Genomic DNA, 16756 nt, shown 5'->3' on the forward strand with positions numbered 1-16756 from the left:
ATGACAACCATTGCTTGGCATTGCGACTCACCGACGCTTGCTAGGTAATTGGGGGTTTAATTAATAGGAGGTGAAATAGGATGGCTTTAACACAAGAGCGTAAAAATGAAATCATTGCACAATTTAGAACTCATGAGACTGATACTGGTTCTCCAGAGGTTCAAATTGCTGTCCTAACGGAGCAAATTAACACTCTAAACGAGCACTTACGTACTCACAAGAAAGATCATCATTCACGTCGTGGTCTATTAAAGATGGTTGGTAAACGTCGTAACTTACTAACTTACCTTCGTAATAGCGATATCACACGTTACCGTGAATTAATCACAAAGCTTGGCTTACGTCGATAGTCAAAGAAGCGGGAATATTCCCGCTTTTTTGTTAGGTAAAAATATATCTTCTACCCTTTATAGCTTACTTCATTTTCGGTAATACTAGAGGTAGAATATTGTGATATACTATCCATTTACATAGAAGAATTGAATACTTTAAATTGAGAGGGGTACTTAAATGAGTCAAGAAAAGCAAGTCTTCTCGATAGATTTAGCTGGTCGCCAGCTAACAGTTGAAACAAGTCAGCTTGCGAAGCAAGCGAACGGAGCAGTATTAGTAAGATATGGCGATACAGCGGTTCTATCTACAGCAACTGCATCAAAAGAACCAAAAAATGTAGATTTCTTCCCACTTACAGTAAACTATGAAGAACGTTTATATGCAGTCGGAAAAATTCCTGGCGGTTTCATTAAACGTGAAGGTCGTCCGAGTGAAAAAGCAATTTTGGCAAGTCGTTTAATCGACCGTCCAATTCGTCCGCTTTTCGCAGATGGTTTCCGTAACGAAGTACAAGTTGTCAGCATAGTAATGAGTGTTGATCAAGATTGTTCTTCTGAAATGGCAGCTATGCTTGGTTCTTCATTAGCGTTATCGATTTCAGATATTCCATTTGAAGGTCCAATCGCGGGTGCAACAGTTGGTCGTATTAACGGCGAATTCGTTATTAATCCAACAGTAGAACAGCAAGAACAAAGTGATATTCACCTTGTTGTGGCTGGTACGAAAGATGCAATTAACATGGTTGAAGCAGGAGCAGATCAAGTGCCTGAAGAAACAATGTTAGAAGCAATTATGTTTGGACATGACGAAATTAAACGTCTAATTGCATTCCAAGAAGAGATTGTACAAGCTGTAGGTAAAGAGAAAACAGAAGTGAAACTTTATGAAGTTGACGCTGATCTTAATCAAGCTGTACGTGAAATGTCTGAGAAGGATATGCATTCTGCAATTCAAGTACATGAGAAACATGCACGTGAAGATGCAATTAACGAAGTGAAAAAGCGTGTAATTGAGCATTACGAAGCGCAGGAAGCTGACGCTGATACATTAGGACAAGTAAGTGAGATTTTATATAAAATTGTAAAAGAAGAAGTACGTCGTCTTATTACAGTTGAAAAAATCCGCCCAGATGGCCGTAAAGGTGACGAAATCCGTCCATTAGCATCAGAGGTTGGTATTTTATCTCGTACACACGGTTCTGGTTTATTCACACGTGGACAAACACAAGCATTAAGTATTTGTACATTAGGTGCATTAGGCGATGTACAAATTTTAGATGGTCTTGGTGTAGAAGAATCAAAACGCTTTATGCACCATTACAATTTCCCATCATTTAGTGTTGGTGAAACAAGACCGATGCGTGGACCAGGTCGTCGTGAAATTGGTCACGGTGCACTAGGAGAACGTGCTCTTGAACCTGTAATTCCATCTGAAAAAGATTTCCCATATACAGTACGTCTTGTATCTGAAGTTTTAGAATCAAATGGTTCTACTTCACAAGCAAGTATTTGTGGTAGTACTTTAGCAATGATGGATGCTGGTGTTCCACTTAAAGCTCCAGTTGCAGGTATTGCAATGGGTCTAGTTAAAACTGGTGAGCATTACACAATTTTATCTGATATTCAAGGTATGGAAGATCATTTAGGTGATATGGACTTTAAAGTAGCAGGTACAGCAAAAGGTGTAACTGCACTGCAAATGGACATTAAAATCGATGGTCTATCTCGTGAAATTTTAGAAGAGGCATTACAACAAGCGAAAGTTGGTCGTGTGCACATTCTAAATCATATGTTATCTGTTATTGCAGAGCCACGTACTGAATTATCAGCTTACGCTCCAAAGATTATTACAATGACAATTAACCCAGATAAAATCCGTGACGTTATTGGGCCGAGCGGTAAACAAATCAATAAAATTATTGAAGAAACTGGCGTTAAAATTGACATCGAGCAAGATGGTACAGTATTCATTTCTTCAATAAATCAAGAAATGAATGAAAAAGCTAAGAAAATTATCGAAGATATCGTTCGCGAAGTACAAGTAGGTGAAATCTACGAAGGAAAAGTGAAACGTGTTGAGAAATTCGGTGCTTTCGTTGAATTATTCAGCGGTAAAGATGGATTAGTTCACATTTCAGAACTTGCACTTGAGCGTGTAGGTAAAGTAGAAGACGTTGTGAAGATCGGTGATGTAATTACAGTTAAAGTTATCGAGATTGACAAGCAAGGTCGTGTGAATCTATCTAGAAAAGTATTGCTAAAAGAAGAGCAAGAAAAAGAAGCTGCTAAAGAAGAAAACAAACAAGAGCAGCAATAAGTAAAAGCCAGTTAAACTGGCTTTTTTTGTTATGTAAAAAATATGATTTACATATATTTTTATGTCAGTATAGGTATAGTTTTCATTATAACGCTCAAATTAACAAAGATAAGAAGAAAAAAGGTTTTTATATAGTTAATGGGAGGGTTTATATGAAAGCTCGTATATTGGCATACATATGTATATTCTTTTTATATGTCAGTGTAGGCTCTTATTCCGTTTTTGCACAGGATAACTTATATGAAGAAATTCAAAAACATGCAAAACAATATGAGATTGCACCTCAAAACGCGATGATTGATAAGATATGGAAATTAACACCAGGATATAATGGAAGACAAGTTGATATCGAAGCATCTTATAATAATATGAGGAAACTAAAGAAATTTGATCAAAAATATCTGGAATTCAAGGAAGTATCACCGAGTGTCCACTTAGAAGATTTATCACCAGCTCCAATTTATAGGGGACATCCAAATAAAAAGATGGTGGGATTAACAATAAATGTGGCGTGGGGAAACGAGTATTTGCCTCGTATATTAGAAATATTGAAAAAACATGATGTGAAAGCGACTTTCTTTTTAGAAGGACGTTGGGTGAAGGAAAATTTGCGATTTGCAAAAATGATTGTTGATGCAAATCAAGAAGTCGGAAATCATTCTTACACACACCCTAATATGAAAACGCTATCTTCTGATGAAATCCGAGATCAGTTACAAAAAACAAATCGAATGATCGAAGCAGCTACGAATCAAAAGGTAAGATGGTTTGCTCCGCCGAGTGGAAGTTTTCGGGATGAAGTCGTGAAAATTGCAGATGATTTCCAAATGGGAACGATTATGTGGACTGTAGATACAATTGATTGGAAGCGACCTGAACCAGAGGTACTATTGCAGAGAGTGATGACAAAAATACATCCAGGTGCTATCGTATTAATGCATCCAACTTCATCTACAACAGAAGCATTAGATACAATGATTACAAAATTGAAGGAACAAGGATATAAAGTAGGGAATATAACAGAATTACTGGATGAAAAACGTGTGGATTAAATACATTTGCATGACATTCATCCTTAAACTTGTTATCATTAAATAATAGCAATTAATTAGAGAAACTGGCAGTAGGAGGAAAGTTTTTGATTAAAAAATATACTTGTAAAAATGGTGTAAGAATCGTTATGGAGAATATACCAACAGTAAGATCGGTTGCAATTGGTATTTGGATTCATGCGGGATCAAGAAATGAAAATGAAAAAAATAACGGGGTTTCCCACTTTTTAGAGCATATGTTCTTTAAAGGGACAGAAACACGTAGTGCACGCGAAATTGCAGAATCATTTGATAGCATTGGTGGGCAAGTGAATGCTTTTACTTCAAAAGAATACACTTGTTACTATGCAAAAGTGCTAGATGAGCATGCTAAATATGCTTTAGATGTATTAGCAGATATGTTCTTTAATTCAACATTTGATGAGGAAGAACTGAAAAAAGAGAAGAATGTCGTATGTGAAGAAATTAAAATGTACGAAGATGCTCCAGATGATATTGTGCATGATATGTTAACGAAAGCAACATATGAAACGCATCCACTTGGATATCCTATTTTAGGAACAGAAGAAACGCTTGATACGTTTACAGGTGATACGCTACGCCAATATATTAAGGATCATTACACACCTGAAAATGTCGTTGTTTCAGTTGCAGGAAATATTGATGAAGCCTTCTTGCAAACGGTAGAGCAATATTTCGGTAGTTATGAAGGAACAACAAACCGTGAACAAGTACATAGCCCAATTTTCCATTTTAATAAGGTAGCACGTAAAAAGGAAACAGAACAAGCTCATTTATGTTTAGGATATAAAGGCTTACAAATGGGACACGAAGATATTTATAACTTAATTGTATTAAATAACGTTTTAGGCGGTAGTATGAGTAGCCGTTTATTCCAAGAAGTACGTGAGCAACGCGGGTTAGCCTATTCAGTATTTTCTTACCATTCTTCTTATGAAGATACAGGTATGTTAACGCTGTATGGTGGAACAGGTAGCCAACAATTAGATACACTGTATGAAACAATGCAAGAAACATTAGAAACATTGAAAAATACAGGTATTACAGAAAAAGAGCTTATTAATAGTAAAGAGCAATTAAAAGGAAACTTAATGTTAAGTTTAGAAAGTACGAATAGCCGTATGAGCCGTAATGGTAAAAATGAATTGCTACTTCGTAAGCATCGTTCACTTGATGAGATTATTGAAAGTGTAAACACTGTAACAAAAGAAAATGTTGATGAGTTAATTCGTAACATGTTTACAGATGAGTTCTCTGCAGCATTAATTAGTCCAGATGGAAAACTTCCAAAAGGAATAAAACTATAATTGCTTTATATGAAGTATGTAAAAATAACCGTATCTCTTTTAAATGAGATACGGTTATTTTTTTTTGATATACAGAATAGGTACTAATTATAGATAACTAAAATTAATAATTCGGTAGGGGGAGAGTGTATGCGTTTAAGTGAATTAAGTGGTAAAGAGATCGTAAATTTAGAAAGAGCAGAAAAAATGGGAGTTTTAGGCCATGTGGATTTAGAAATCGATGAGAAGAATGGGCAAATACAGGCTCTTATCATACCTGCTGGGAAATGGGGAGGTTTTAAAAAGGAACCACAAGAAGTAAGAGTCACGTGGAGTCAAATTATGAAAGTAGGGCACGATATGATCCTTTGTGATATTACGGATCATTCAAATTCGAAGTGAAAGGTGGCCATTTTGGTCATCTTTTTTTGTTCATTCTCTTCTGAGTAAAAGCTCACATGAATCGAGCGTTTACGGGAAATCAATTTCCCGTATAATGTCCTCTCATATGTCGAATGTTGAGATGGAGGTCTAACTGCATACAAATAGCGGGATAAATCATACGTGCTTTTGTTTTTCAATCACCTAAAACTCGTACATTACATATGATGTGGAGGAAAAAGAAAAAGTAGGCACTTTTCTTATAAATGACAGAAAAAGAAGGTGAATTAGGGAATGTTGACTGAGATGCATATTGCTGTCATAGGAGGAGATGCAAGACAGCTAGAAGTAATTCGCAAGCTAGTTGAATTGGATGCGAAACTTTCATTGATAGGGTTTGATCAGTTAGATCATGGCTTCACAGGGGCAGCAAAAGAAAGTATACAAAATTTAGATTTCACTTCTGTAGATGCAATTATTTTGCCAGTTGCAGGTACAAATGCCAAGGGAGAAGTAGATACTATTTTTTCAAACGAAAAAGTTTCTATAACGAAAGAACAAATTGAAAATACACCAGAACACTTTACTATATATTCAGGTATTGGTACGCCTTACTTGGAAAATCTCGTATCTACTACAAACCGCAAACTTGTTAAATTATTTGATCGTGATGATGTGGCAATCTACAATTCTATACCAACTGTAGAAGGTACATTAATGATGGTAATTCAACATACCGACTATACAATTCATGGTTCCAATGTAATGGTTTTAGGATTTGGTAGAACAGGGATGAGTGTTGCCAGAGCATTTCAATCATTAGGAGCCCATGTCAAAGTTGGAGCAAGACGATCGGAACATATTGCACGTATTACAGAAATGATGTTTTCTCCTTTTCATATGCAAAATATTGAGAAAGAAGTAGGAAATATCGATATTGTCATTAATACAATTCCGCATCTCGTCGTGACAGCGAATGTTATTTCGAAAATGCCGGCTCATACGTTAGTAATTGATTTAGCTTCTAAACCAGGCGGTACCGACTTTAGATATGCGGAAAAAAGAGGAGTCAAAGCGCTGTTAGCACCTGGATTACCAGGTATTGTTGCTCCAAAAACAGCAGGACAAATTTTAGCGAACGTTCTTTCTCAGTTACTAGCAGAAGACGTAATAGCAAGAAAGGAGAATGGGGAATGAATTTAAAAGGGAAAAGAATAGGGTTTGGTTTTACTGGTTCACATTGTACGTACGAAGAAGTAATGCCTCATTTAGAAAAATTAATTGCTGAGGGAGCAGAAGTACGCCCCGTTGTTTCTTACACTGTTCAATCAACAAATACGAGATTTGGCGAAGGAGCAGAGTGGATTAAAAAGATTGAAGAAGTAACAGGCTTTAAAGCGATTAATTCCATCGTTGGTGCAGAACCACTAGGACCTAAAATTCCACTAGATTGTATGGTGATTGCGCCACTAACAGGAAATTCTATGAGTAAATTTGCAAATGCAATGACAGACTCTCCAGTATTAATGGCAGCAAAAGCGACGTTAAGAAATGGCAAGCCTGTCGTGTTGGCTGTTTCGACGAATGATGCTTTAGGGCTTAATGGGGTAAATCTCATGCGCCTAATGGCAACAAAAAACATCTATTTCGTCCCATTCGGTCAAGATGCACCAGAGAAAAAACCGAACTCAATGGTAGCTCGCATGGAGCTGCTGGAAGATACAGTGTTAGAAGCGTTGCAAGGAAAGCAATTGCAACCGGTTGTCGTAGAAAAATTCAGATATATGAATTAAAAAACGAAAAAAAACGGACAATTTTTGATGAAACCATCATTCTTACTGTAGAATATGATAAAATTAACGTTATTAAGATTAGAAGGGGTATTGTATACTCCTTCTGATTCTAAGTTATAGAAGGATTGGTATCTAGAAAGGGGCATAGTGATGGAAAAGCAAAAAACTTTTCATGTCGCTGTAGTTGGAGCAACCGGCGCAGTTGGTGAACAAATGTTAAATACTTTAGAGAAACGAGAATTTCCAATCGGGAAGTTAACGTTACTTTCATCTAAACGATCTGCAGGTAAGAAACTTGTATTTAAAGGCGAAGAATTTACAGTTCAAGAGGCAACTCCTGAAAGTTTTGAAGGAGTAGATATCGCACTATTTAGTGCTGGTGGATCTGTATCAAAACAATTAGCGCCAGAAGCAGCAAAGCGCGGTGCGATTGTTGTTGATAATACAAGTGCATTCCGTATGACAGAAAACGTGCCACTTGTTGTACCTGAAGTAAATGAAAACGACTTAAAAGAACATAATGGTATTATTGCAAATCCAAACTGTTCTACAATTCAAATGGTAGTAGCTCTTGAGCCAGTTCGTCAGCAATATGGTTTAAAACGAGTAATCGTTTCCACATATCAAGCTGTATCAGGTGCTGGTGCGGCAGCGATTGAAGAACTTCATGAACAATCACAAGCAATCTTAAATGGTGAAGAAGTGAAGGCGAATGTTTTACCTGTATCAGGTGATAAGAAACATTTCCAAATTGCTTTCAACGCGATTCCACAGATTGATAAATTCCAAGATAATGGATTTACGTTTGAAGAAATGAAAATGATTAATGAAACGAAAAAAATTATGCATATGCCTGAATTAGAAGTAGCGGCAACATGTGTACGTTTACCAGTTGTATCAGGTCACTCTGAGTCTGTTTACATCGAAGTGGAAAAAGAAGGTGTAACAGTAGAAGAATTCAAGAGCTTACTTGCAAATGCGGAAGGTATTGTTCTGCAAGATAATCCAGAAGAGCAGTTATATCCAATGCCAGCTACTGCAGTAGGTAAAAACGAAGTATTCGTTGGAAGAATCCGTAAAGATTTAAATAACGATAAAGGATTCCATCTTTGGGTCGTATCTGATAACTTATTAAAAGGCGCTGCATGGAATTCTGTTCAAATTGCAGAGCGCTTAGTAAAATTACAATTAGTGTAAACGGCTAAGAGAAGGTGCAAAATATGAAAATTATTGTTCAAAAATTTGGTGGCACATCCGTACGTGATGAAAATGGACGTAAGCATGCGCTTCATCATATAAAAAAATCGCTAGATGCGGGTTATAAAGTAGTTACTGTCGTATCTGCTATGGGCCGTAAAGGTGAACCATATGCAACTGATACTTTGTTAAGTCTTGTAAATCAAGAGGAATCTCGCATTTCTAATCGTGAGCAAGATTTATTATTATCATGCGGAGAATTAATCTCAGCAATCGTCTTCTCTAACATGTTAAATGAGAACGGTATAAAAGCAGCGGCATTAAATGGTGCACAAGCTGGTTTTGTAACAAATGATGATTTTACGAATGCTAAGATTATTGAAATGAACTGCGATCGTATACATGAAGAGCTAGAAAATGTAGATGTAATCGTCGTTACAGGATTCCAAGGACAAACGAAAAAAGGTGATACGACAACACTTGGACGCGGAGGTAGCGATACTTCAGCTTCTGCATTAGGTGTTGCGCTTCATGCTGAATTTATTGATATCTTTACAGATGTAGAAGGTGTTATGACTGCGGATCCTCGCATTGTAAAAGATGCACGTCATCTTCAAACGGTAACATACAATGAAATTTGTAACATGGCATATCAAGGTGCAAAAGTCGTGCATCCACGTGCAGTTGAAATTGCGATGCATGCCAAAGTACCACTTCGTGTACGTTCTACGTATTCTGATAGTGAAGGTACGCTTATTTCAGCATCGGACGGTGCGACAAAAGGCCGTGATGTAGAAGAACGTCCTGTTACAGGTATCGCTCATGTATCAAATGTGACGCAAATTAAAGTGCTGGCAAAAGAAACAGCATATGATTTACAACAGCATGTGTTTAAAGAAATGGCGAATGAAGGAATCAGTGTCGATTTAATTAACATTTCACCTACTGGGGTAGCTTATACGGTGAGTGATAGTGTATCAAGTCGTGCAGTTGAATTATTAAAAAACCTTGGATATGAGCCAATTGTGACAGAGCATTGTGCAAAAGTATCTATTGTAGGAGCTGGAATGGCAGGATACCCAGGGGTTACTGCGAAAATCGTTACAGCTTTAGCGGAAAAAGGTATTCAAATTCTGCAATCGGCAGATAGCCATACGACAATTTGGGTTCTTGTAAAAGAAACTGATTTAGTGGAGGCTGTAAATGCATTACATAGTGCGTTTGAGCTTTCAAAAGAAAAGCAACTGGAACAATAAGGAGTGAGACCATGATAGATTTTGGGACAATTGCAACCGCGATGGTAACTCCGTTTGATAAAAACGGAAATATCGATTTTGCGAAGACAACGAAATTGGTAAATTATTTAATAGATAACGGTACAACAGCAATCGTGGTAGGAGGAACGACAGGAGAATCTCCTACATTAACTTCAGAAGAAAAAGTAGCGTTATATCGCCATGTCGTATCTGTTGTCGATAAAAGGGTGCCCGTAATCGCTGGAACAGGTAGTAATAATACGCATGCTTCTATTGACTTAACTAAAAAGGCAACAGAGGTTGGTGTTGATGCAGTAATGCTAGTAGCACCGTATTATAACAAACCGAGTCAAGAAGGAATGTATCAGCACTTTAAAGCAATTGCTGAAAGCACGCCGCTTCCGGTTATGCTATATAACGTTCCAGGACGATCTATTGTACAAATCTCCGTTGATACAGTTGTTCGTTTATCAGAAATAGAAAACATTGTTGCGATTAAAGATGCAGGCGGCGATGTGTTAACAATGACAGAAATCATTGAAAAAACAGCGGACGACTTTGCGGTATACAGCGGTGATGATGGTTTAACGTTACCAGCTATGGCAGTTGGAGCGAAAGGTATCGTTTCTGTAGCATCTCATGTTATCGGAAATGAAATGCAAGAAATGATTGCAGCATTCCAAGCAGGAGAATTTAAAAAGGCGCAAAAATTACATCAATTACTTGTAAGAGTAACGGATTCATTATTTATGGCGCCAAGCCCAACGCCAGTAAAAACAGCGTTACAAATGGTTGGATTAGATGTAGGCTCTGTACGTTTACCACTTCTTCCATTAACAGAAGAAGAAAGAGTAACGTTACAATCTGTTATGCAATCTATCCCTCGTTAATAAAAAATGACCTAGTGTAGAACTAGGTCATTTTTTTATGGCATGAAAATCTTTGCCGCTCTTTTTTACCTACCATATTACTCCATGTGTTTGATCACTTTTTCATTATGTATTGCAACATGTACAAGATAATAATTGTACCCCTTTAAATGAATCAAAAAAACATAGTTATTATAGAATAAACATTTGTATAAACGTAATAAACTATCGATTCTGTTTTTCAGAGGAATTGCCTCAAATGTGATGTGATTTATAAAAAAGCTTCATTTTATAAGTTTTTTTATTCGATTCTAGAAGAATAAGTCTTGAAAATCCATATTATGAAATAAATTTAGCGTATTTATGGCTATTTCTTCAAAATAATATGGAGTATAAAATCGGAGCAAATATAAAGGAAATACGTTCGATATTTTTGTTGTAATTCCGTTCTTTTACTTTCTCTTTCGCACGATTTAACTTGTGTTCTATTTCTTGTATCAGGTATAATATGGCTAAGTAGCTTAGTACGGGTATGCTTAGCAAAATTGGTAAAAATTATAATTTGATTACATTTTCATATCATATCGAATAAGATATTTGATTTATATAATGAAAGAGAGGTGAAACCTGGTTTAAAAAAAACAAGGACATGATATCGCATAACGGTAAGGACATTCGTCTTGGACGGTGAATATATGGTGGTTGTAGAGTTTCCCCTGGTGTCTCTGCAATTTTAGTGAAATCAGTGTTTGAAAGATTTTTAAACCAGGCAACAACATGAAGAGAAAAGAGAATGAGTCTGTTAAAGTATTTGCTCTTGGTGGAGTAGGTGAAATCGGGAAAAACATGTACTGTGTTGAAATTGATTCTGAAATCTTTATTGTAGATGCAGGATTAATGTTCCCAGGAGATGAAATGTTTGGAATTGATATCGTTATTCCTGATATTACATATTTAGTGGAAAATCAAGAGCGAGTAAAAGGTTTATTTATTACTCACGGTCATGAAGATCATATTGGAGGTATTGTTTACGTACTTCGTAAATTATCTATTCCAGTGTATGCAACGAAATTAACGGTAGGACTTATACAAGAAAAACTTGGCGAAGCGGGTATGTTAGGCCGTGTAGACTTAAAAACAATCGATTCAAATTCAACAGTAGAGTTTAATACTACAACGGTGTCATTCTTTGGAACGACACATAGTATTCCAGATTCTGTTGGTGTTTGTTTCCATACATCAAAAGGTGCTATCGTATACACGGGAGACTTTAAATTCGATCAAACTCCAATTGGAAATAGTGGAGCAGACCTTGGGAAAATGGCACAAATCGGAAATGAAGGCGTACTGTGCTTATTATCTGATAGTACAAATGCTGAGCGTCCAGGCTATACAGGTTCTGAAAAAGAAGTTGGTGTAGAAATTTCTAAAGTGTTCTACGGCGCAGAAGGACGTATTATTGTTGCTTCATTTGCATCGAATGTACATCGCATTCAACAAGTATTTGATGCAGCTGCTGAAACAGGACGAAAAGTAGCGGTTGTAGGTCGTAGCATGGTGAAAGTGGTAGATATCGCAAGACGTCTTGGTTATTTAGATGTTCCAGAAGGTATGGTTATTTCACTACAAGAAGTAGACAATTTCCCAGAGAAAAAGGTAGCTATTTTAACGACAGGTAGCCAAGGTGAACCGATGGCAGCCCTTTCTAGAATGGCGAAGCAAGCTCATAAACAAATTTCAATTCGTAAAGGCGATACGGTTATTATTGCGGCTTCTCCAATTCCGGGTAATGAAATATCTGTATCGAAAATTATTGACTTGTTATTTAGAGCTGGAGCTGATGTTATTTATTACGGTGAAAGAAAAGTTCACGTTTCAGGTCACGGTAGCCAAGAAGAATTAAAATTAATGTTAAATTTAATGAAACCTAAGTATTTTGTACCCGTACATGGTGAGTTCCGTATGCAAAAAGCACATGCATATTTAGCTGAAGATGTAGGTATTGCAAGAGAGAATATCTTTATCGTAGAAAAAGGCGATGTAATTGCTTTTGGTGACGATGACGCAAACTTAGTTGGCAAAGTACAAGCTGGTAATGTGTTAATTGATGGATTAGGTGTAGGTGACGTTGGTAATATCGTTCTTCGAGATAGAAAAATGTTATCTCAAGATGGAATATTAGTAGTTGTTGTAACACTTGGTAAAGATGAAAAGAAAATTATCTCTGGTCCAGAAATCATTTCACGTGGTTTTGTGTATGTTCGTGAATCAGAAGCGTTAATTGACCGCTCTACAGAGATTGTACGTATGATTGTTGAGCAATCGATTAAAGAGTATTCAATTGAATGGTCTATGTTAAAACAAAATATTCGTGAATTATTAGGGCAGTTCTTGTACGAAGAGACAAAGAGAAAACCTATGATTTTACCGATTATTATGGAAGTATAAAAAAGATCACCTTTACGGGTGATCTTTTTTTCTTTTTAAACTCTATCGAATGAAATTTATAACTTAAGAAATAATAGTTATATACGAGTGAAAGGGGATGCGATATGACAGAACGTGATCGTTATACAAATGAAGGGAAAGAGGCTGAGCCGAAAGAAACTGGGAAAGAAGCCTCGATAGTGGAAAAAATTCAACAGCTAGGGCAAACGAATGTACCACAAATGAATGAATCGAGTATTCATTGTTTAACAATCATTGGGCAGGTGGAAGGTCATGTTCAGTTGCCGCCGCAAAATAAAACAACAAAATATGAGCATATTATTCCGCAAATTGTTGCGATAGAACAAAATCCGAAAATTGAAGGTTTGCTTTTAATATTAAACACGGTCGGAGGTGACGTTGAAGCAGGGTTAGCAATTTCTGAGATGGTAGCTTCGCTTTCAAAGCCAACGGTATCACTTGTTCTGGGCGGAGGGCATTCTATCGGTGTACCAATCGCCGTCTCTACGGATTATTCATTTATTGCGGAAACTGCGACGATGACAATTCATCCCATTCGTCTAACAGGTCTTGTTATAGGTGTGCCGCAAACATTTGAGTATTTAGATAAAATGCAAGAAAGAGTCATTCGATTTGTGACGAAGCATTCGAAAGTAACCGAAGATCGTTTTAAAGAACTTATGTTTGCGAAAGGGAATTTGACGCGAGATATTGGGACGAATGTTATTGGTGGCGATGCAGTGAAATATGGTCTTATAGATGATGTCGGTGGTATTGGGAATGCGATTCGAAAGCTGAATGAATTAATAGATGCTCGCATGGATAATAGTGCAGAAGGGACAATGTTACAATGATTTTATACACAATTATGCCAGAGCAACTTGTATATCCAGCTGATTATTCGCAATGTGAAAGCCAAAAAGTTGTAAATATAAACGGTGTTGAATTAATGGTTTCTGAAGAAGAACATAGGTGTTATTCTATTGTACGTGTGTTAAGTACGGATCCGCTACACTACTTAGAGTTTGAGCCCGGCCAGAAAATAACCTTTTAGCAAAAAGAAGGATTTTGTTTAGAAGCTATGGTATAATATAAAAAACAAGACGGTTGAGCAGCCATGAGAGGGCTGCTTTCTTCTGTTTATTTAACAATTTACAAGAAGTGTAAAAATAGAAGATATAAGACCTGAAAAAATAGAGAAAACAGACATATAAGTAGTGCTTTTTAAGGAAGCCCTACTTACATGTAGAATACGAGGTGAAGAAATGGCAAAACAAAAGCAAAGAGGGACGAAGGCAAAAGCAAGACGCACGATAAAGCCAACTTTGTATTATGAAATCGTCGGTTTAACTCTTTTTGCACTTTCAATCATTACGATTTTACAGCTAGGTGTTGTAGGGAAATCGTTTGTGTTATTTTTTCGCTTCTTCTTTGGTGAGTGGTACATAATTGGTGTGTTAGGTGTAATAGCTTTATCGGTTTCGTTTGTTATCAAACGTGGATGGCCGAACCTTTTAAATAAACGGTTAATTGGTTTTTATTTAATAGTATTGGCGATATTAATGTTTAGTCATATTACATTATTTAACCTTCTTACGAAAGATGGAGCGGTGCAAAATACTTCTGTTATTGTGAGTACGAAAGATAACTTCTTTCTTGAAATGAAAAAGGGGCCGGATAGCGTTCATTTAGGCGGTGGTATGTTTGGGGCGCTTATGTTCGCGACGTGTTACTTTTTATTTGACGAAGTAGGAGCTTATATCATTGGTATTATTTTAGTGATTCTCGGCATACTTTGTATAACAAATAAGCATATTGGAGAAGTACTTGCCCCTGTAGGAAGAATCCTTAGAAGTCAATTTGAAGTAATGCAAGGGGATTATAAAGATTGGAGATCCAAAAGGACGGCTGAACAAACAGAAAAGAAAAAAACAACGAGAAGCACAAGAAGCAAACGTGCTGCAGAACAAGAAGAGATTATTGAGCCGATGGAAGAAATCTCAATTGATCCTCCAATTATTTCGAATTTCACTGAGAATTATCCTGTAAATGAAGAAGAGAATAAACGAATTAGCGAAGAACAGGAAGCGGAGTTAATAACTTCACCGTCTATTGAAGAGGCTCCGCCTGTTGAAGAATCTAAGAAAAAGCGTGGAGAAAAGATTGTAGAATCTTTAGAGGCGGAAACAAGTGCCCCGCCAATGCAATTTTCAAATGTAGAAAATAAAGATTACAAGCTTCCTGCACTTGATATATTGAAATTTCCTAAGAATAAGCAAGTTACAAATGAAAATGCAGAAATTTATGAGAATGCTCGTAAATTAGAACGTACATTCCAAAGTTTTGGAGTGAAAGCGAAAGTAACAAAAGTACATAGAGGTCCTGCAGTTACAAAATATGAAGTGTATCCTGATATGGGAGTAAAGGTAAGCAAAATCGTTAGTTTAAGTGATGATTTAGCACTTGCTTTAGCTGCGAAAGACATTCGTATTGAAGCACCTATTCCCGGGAAATCAGCTGTAGGGATTGAAGTTCCGAACTCAGAAGTATCTATGGTAACGCTTAGAGAAGTTCTTGATTCTAAGGCTAATAATCATCCGGAAGAGAAGTTGTTAATTGGTCTTGGACGAGATATTACAGGTGAAGCTGTATTAGCCCGTTTAAATAAAATGCCCCATTTACTAGTAGCTGGTGCGACAGGTAGCGGGAAAAGTGTATGTATTAATGGTATTATTGTTAGTATTTTAATGCGTGCAAAACCACATGAAGTAAAATTAATGATGATTGATCCGAAAATGGTAGAGTTAAATGTATATAACGGTGTTCCGCATTTATTAACACCAGTTGTAACTGATCCGAAAAAAGCATCACAAGCTTTGAAAAAAGTCGTGAGTGAAATGGAACGACGTTATGAATTATTTGCTCATAGTGGCACGCGTAACATTGAAGGATATAATGATCATATTAAAGAACATAATAGTCAATCAGAAGCGAAACAACCGGAATTACCTTATATTGTAGTAATAGTGGACGAGTTAGCCGATTTAATGATGGTTGCTTCATCAGATGTAGAGGATGCGATTATGCGTTTAGCACAAATGGCTCGTGCGGCTGGTATTCATTTAATTATTGCGACGCAGCGTCCATCGGTTGATGTTATTACGGGAGTTATTAAAGCGAATATTCCATCACGTATTGCATTCGCGGTATCTTCTCAAACGGACTCTCGTACAATTCTTGACGGTGGTGGTGCAGAGAAACTGCTAGGTCGTGGAGATATGCTGTTTATACCAATTGGTGCATCGAAGCCTGTACGTGTACAAGGTGCATTTTTATCCGATGATGAAGTTGAGAGAGTTGTAGAGTATGTTATTGGTCAGCAAAAAGCGCAATATCAAGAAGATATGATTCCACAAGATGTTCCTGATACGAAGCAGGAAGTAGAAGATGAATTATATGATGAAGCAGTTCAGCTTGTAGTGGAAATGCAAACAGCATCTGTTTCTATGTTGCAACGTAGGTTTAGAGTAGGTTATACGCGAGCTGCCCGTTTAATTGATGCAATGGAAATGAATGGTGTAGTAGGTCCGTATGAAGGTAGTAAACCACGAGAAGTGCTCATTAATGATGTACAAGAAAAAAGTTCATAAAAAAAGCCTAATTGTTTTTACAATTAGGCTTTTTTATATGCTAGTTTTGTTATATACTATATTCAGCGATAAAGAAAGGGCTTACATCTAAAGCGATTCTTTAGAATACGAATACTTTGATTATGTTTTTAATAAATGTTCGATATTTAATGTA

Annotated in this window: 14 protein-coding genes; all 14 read left to right on the forward strand. The window is 36.7% G+C overall.

The window, feature by feature from the left end; genetic code table 11:
• Positions 1–80 precede the first annotated feature (80 nt).
• The 14 genes from rpsO (at position 81) to ACUN0F_RS14075 (ending at position 16602) form a co-directional block, all read left to right on the forward strand.
• Positions 81–350, forward strand: a complete 270-nt coding sequence (gene rpsO / locus ACUN0F_RS14010; RefSeq protein WP_001229392.1) for a 30S ribosomal protein S15 — start codon at positions 81–83, stop codon at positions 348–350.
• A gap of 160 nt (positions 351–510) precedes the next feature.
• The gene (pnp, locus tag ACUN0F_RS14015) at positions 511–2649 is read left to right on the forward strand and encodes a polyribonucleotide nucleotidyltransferase (protein WP_445539567.1); all 2139 of its coding nucleotides are present in this window, start codon (positions 511–513) and stop codon (positions 2647–2649) included.
• A 152-nt stretch (positions 2650–2801) separates the two neighbouring features.
• On the forward strand, positions 2802–3701 hold the full coding sequence (locus ACUN0F_RS14020) for a polysaccharide deacetylase family protein (RefSeq protein WP_046956493.1): 900 nt from the start codon (positions 2802–2804) through the stop codon (positions 3699–3701).
• Between the two features lie 86 nt (positions 3702–3787).
• On the forward strand, positions 3788–5029 hold the full coding sequence (locus ACUN0F_RS14025) for a M16 family metallopeptidase (protein WP_000593006.1): 1242 nt from the start codon (positions 3788–3790) through the stop codon (positions 5027–5029).
• Between the two features lie 129 nt (positions 5030–5158).
• Positions 5159–5410 (forward strand): YlmC/YmxH family sporulation protein, encoded by a 252-nt coding sequence (locus ACUN0F_RS14030; RefSeq protein ID WP_264460900.1) that lies wholly within the window; start codon positions 5159–5161, stop codon positions 5408–5410.
• Positions 5411–5683: 273 nt separating this feature from the next.
• Positions 5684–6586 (forward strand): dipicolinic acid synthetase subunit A, encoded by a 903-nt coding sequence (dpaA, locus tag ACUN0F_RS14035; protein ID WP_000954740.1) that lies wholly within the window; start codon positions 5684–5686, stop codon positions 6584–6586.
• Complete coding sequence (dpaB, locus tag ACUN0F_RS14040; protein WP_001049480.1) at positions 6583–7182, forward strand: dipicolinate synthase subunit B; 600 nt, start codon at positions 6583–6585, stop codon at positions 7180–7182. The genes dpaA and dpaB overlap by 4 nt, the downstream gene beginning before the upstream one ends.
• A 150-nt stretch (positions 7183–7332) precedes the next feature.
• On the forward strand, positions 7333–8379 hold the full coding sequence (gene asd / locus ACUN0F_RS14045; protein ID WP_000414854.1) for an aspartate-semialdehyde dehydrogenase: 1047 nt from the start codon (positions 7333–7335) through the stop codon (positions 8377–8379).
• A gap of 23 nt (positions 8380–8402) precedes the next feature.
• A complete protein-coding gene (gene dapG, locus ACUN0F_RS14050) occupies positions 8403–9635 on the forward strand; it encodes an aspartate kinase (protein WP_000692479.1) in 1233 nt (410 codons plus the stop codon).
• Positions 9636–9646: 11 nt separating this feature from the next.
• Positions 9647–10525, forward strand: coding sequence for a 4-hydroxy-tetrahydrodipicolinate synthase (gene dapA, locus ACUN0F_RS14055; protein ID WP_000564777.1), 879 nt, complete (start codon positions 9647–9649; stop codon positions 10523–10525).
• A 756-nt stretch (positions 10526–11281) separates the two neighbouring features.
• A complete protein-coding gene (locus tag ACUN0F_RS14060; RefSeq protein WP_000823079.1) occupies positions 11282–12952 on the forward strand; it encodes a ribonuclease J in 1671 nt (556 codons plus the stop codon).
• A gap of 104 nt (positions 12953–13056) precedes the next feature.
• Entirely contained in the window at positions 13057–13806 is a 750-nt protein-coding gene (gene tepA / locus ACUN0F_RS14065; protein ID WP_000139829.1) for a translocation-enhancing protein TepA, read from the forward strand.
• The gene (locus ACUN0F_RS14070; protein WP_000605028.1) at positions 13803–14006 is read left to right on the forward strand and encodes a YlzJ-like family protein; all 204 of its coding nucleotides are present in this window, start codon (positions 13803–13805) and stop codon (positions 14004–14006) included. Before tepA ends, ACUN0F_RS14070 begins: the two co-directional genes overlap by 4 nt.
• 211 nt (positions 14007–14217) lie before the next feature.
• Positions 14218–16602 carry a DNA translocase FtsK gene (locus ACUN0F_RS14075; RefSeq protein ID WP_001118773.1) on the forward strand — a complete coding sequence of 795 codons (2385 nt, stop codon included), beginning with the start codon at positions 14218–14220 and terminating at the stop codon, positions 16600–16602.
• The last annotated feature ends 154 nt before the right edge of the window (positions 16603–16756 follow it).

Source organism: Bacillus sp. 1A (assembly GCF_052682215.1).

Bases quoted from the DNA above. Each gene is read 5' to 3' on its own strand.
- rpsO (WP_001229392.1), top strand. From the start codon at position 81: ATGGCTTTAACACAAGAGCGTAAAAATGAAATCATTGCACAATTTAGA.
- pnp (WP_445539567.1), top strand. From the start codon at position 511: ATGAGTCAAGAAAAGCAAGTCTTCTCGATAGATTTAGCTGGTCGCCAG.
- ACUN0F_RS14020 (WP_046956493.1), top strand. From the start codon at position 2,802: ATGAAAGCTCGTATATTGGCATACATATGTATATTCTTTTTATATGTC.
- ACUN0F_RS14030 (WP_264460900.1), top strand. From the start codon at position 5,159: ATGCGTTTAAGTGAATTAAGTGGTAAAGAGATCGTAAATTTAGAAAGA.
- dpaA (WP_000954740.1), top strand. From the start codon at position 5,684: ATGTTGACTGAGATGCATATTGCTGTCATAGGAGGAGATGCAAGACAG.
- dpaB (WP_001049480.1), top strand. From the start codon at position 6,583: ATGAATTTAAAAGGGAAAAGAATAGGGTTTGGTTTTACTGGTTCACAT.
- asd (WP_000414854.1), top strand. From the start codon at position 7,333: ATGGAAAAGCAAAAAACTTTTCATGTCGCTGTAGTTGGAGCAACCGGC.
- dapG (WP_000692479.1), top strand. From the start codon at position 8,403: ATGAAAATTATTGTTCAAAAATTTGGTGGCACATCCGTACGTGATGAA.
- dapA (WP_000564777.1), top strand. From the start codon at position 9,647: ATGATAGATTTTGGGACAATTGCAACCGCGATGGTAACTCCGTTTGAT.
- ACUN0F_RS14060 (WP_000823079.1), top strand. From the start codon at position 11,282: ATGAAGAGAAAAGAGAATGAGTCTGTTAAAGTATTTGCTCTTGGTGGA.
- tepA (WP_000139829.1), top strand. From the start codon at position 13,057: ATGACAGAACGTGATCGTTATACAAATGAAGGGAAAGAGGCTGAGCCG.
- ACUN0F_RS14070 (WP_000605028.1), top strand. From the start codon at position 13,803: ATGATTTTATACACAATTATGCCAGAGCAACTTGTATATCCAGCTGAT.
- ACUN0F_RS14075 (WP_001118773.1), top strand. From the start codon at position 14,218: ATGGCAAAACAAAAGCAAAGAGGGACGAAGGCAAAAGCAAGACGCACG.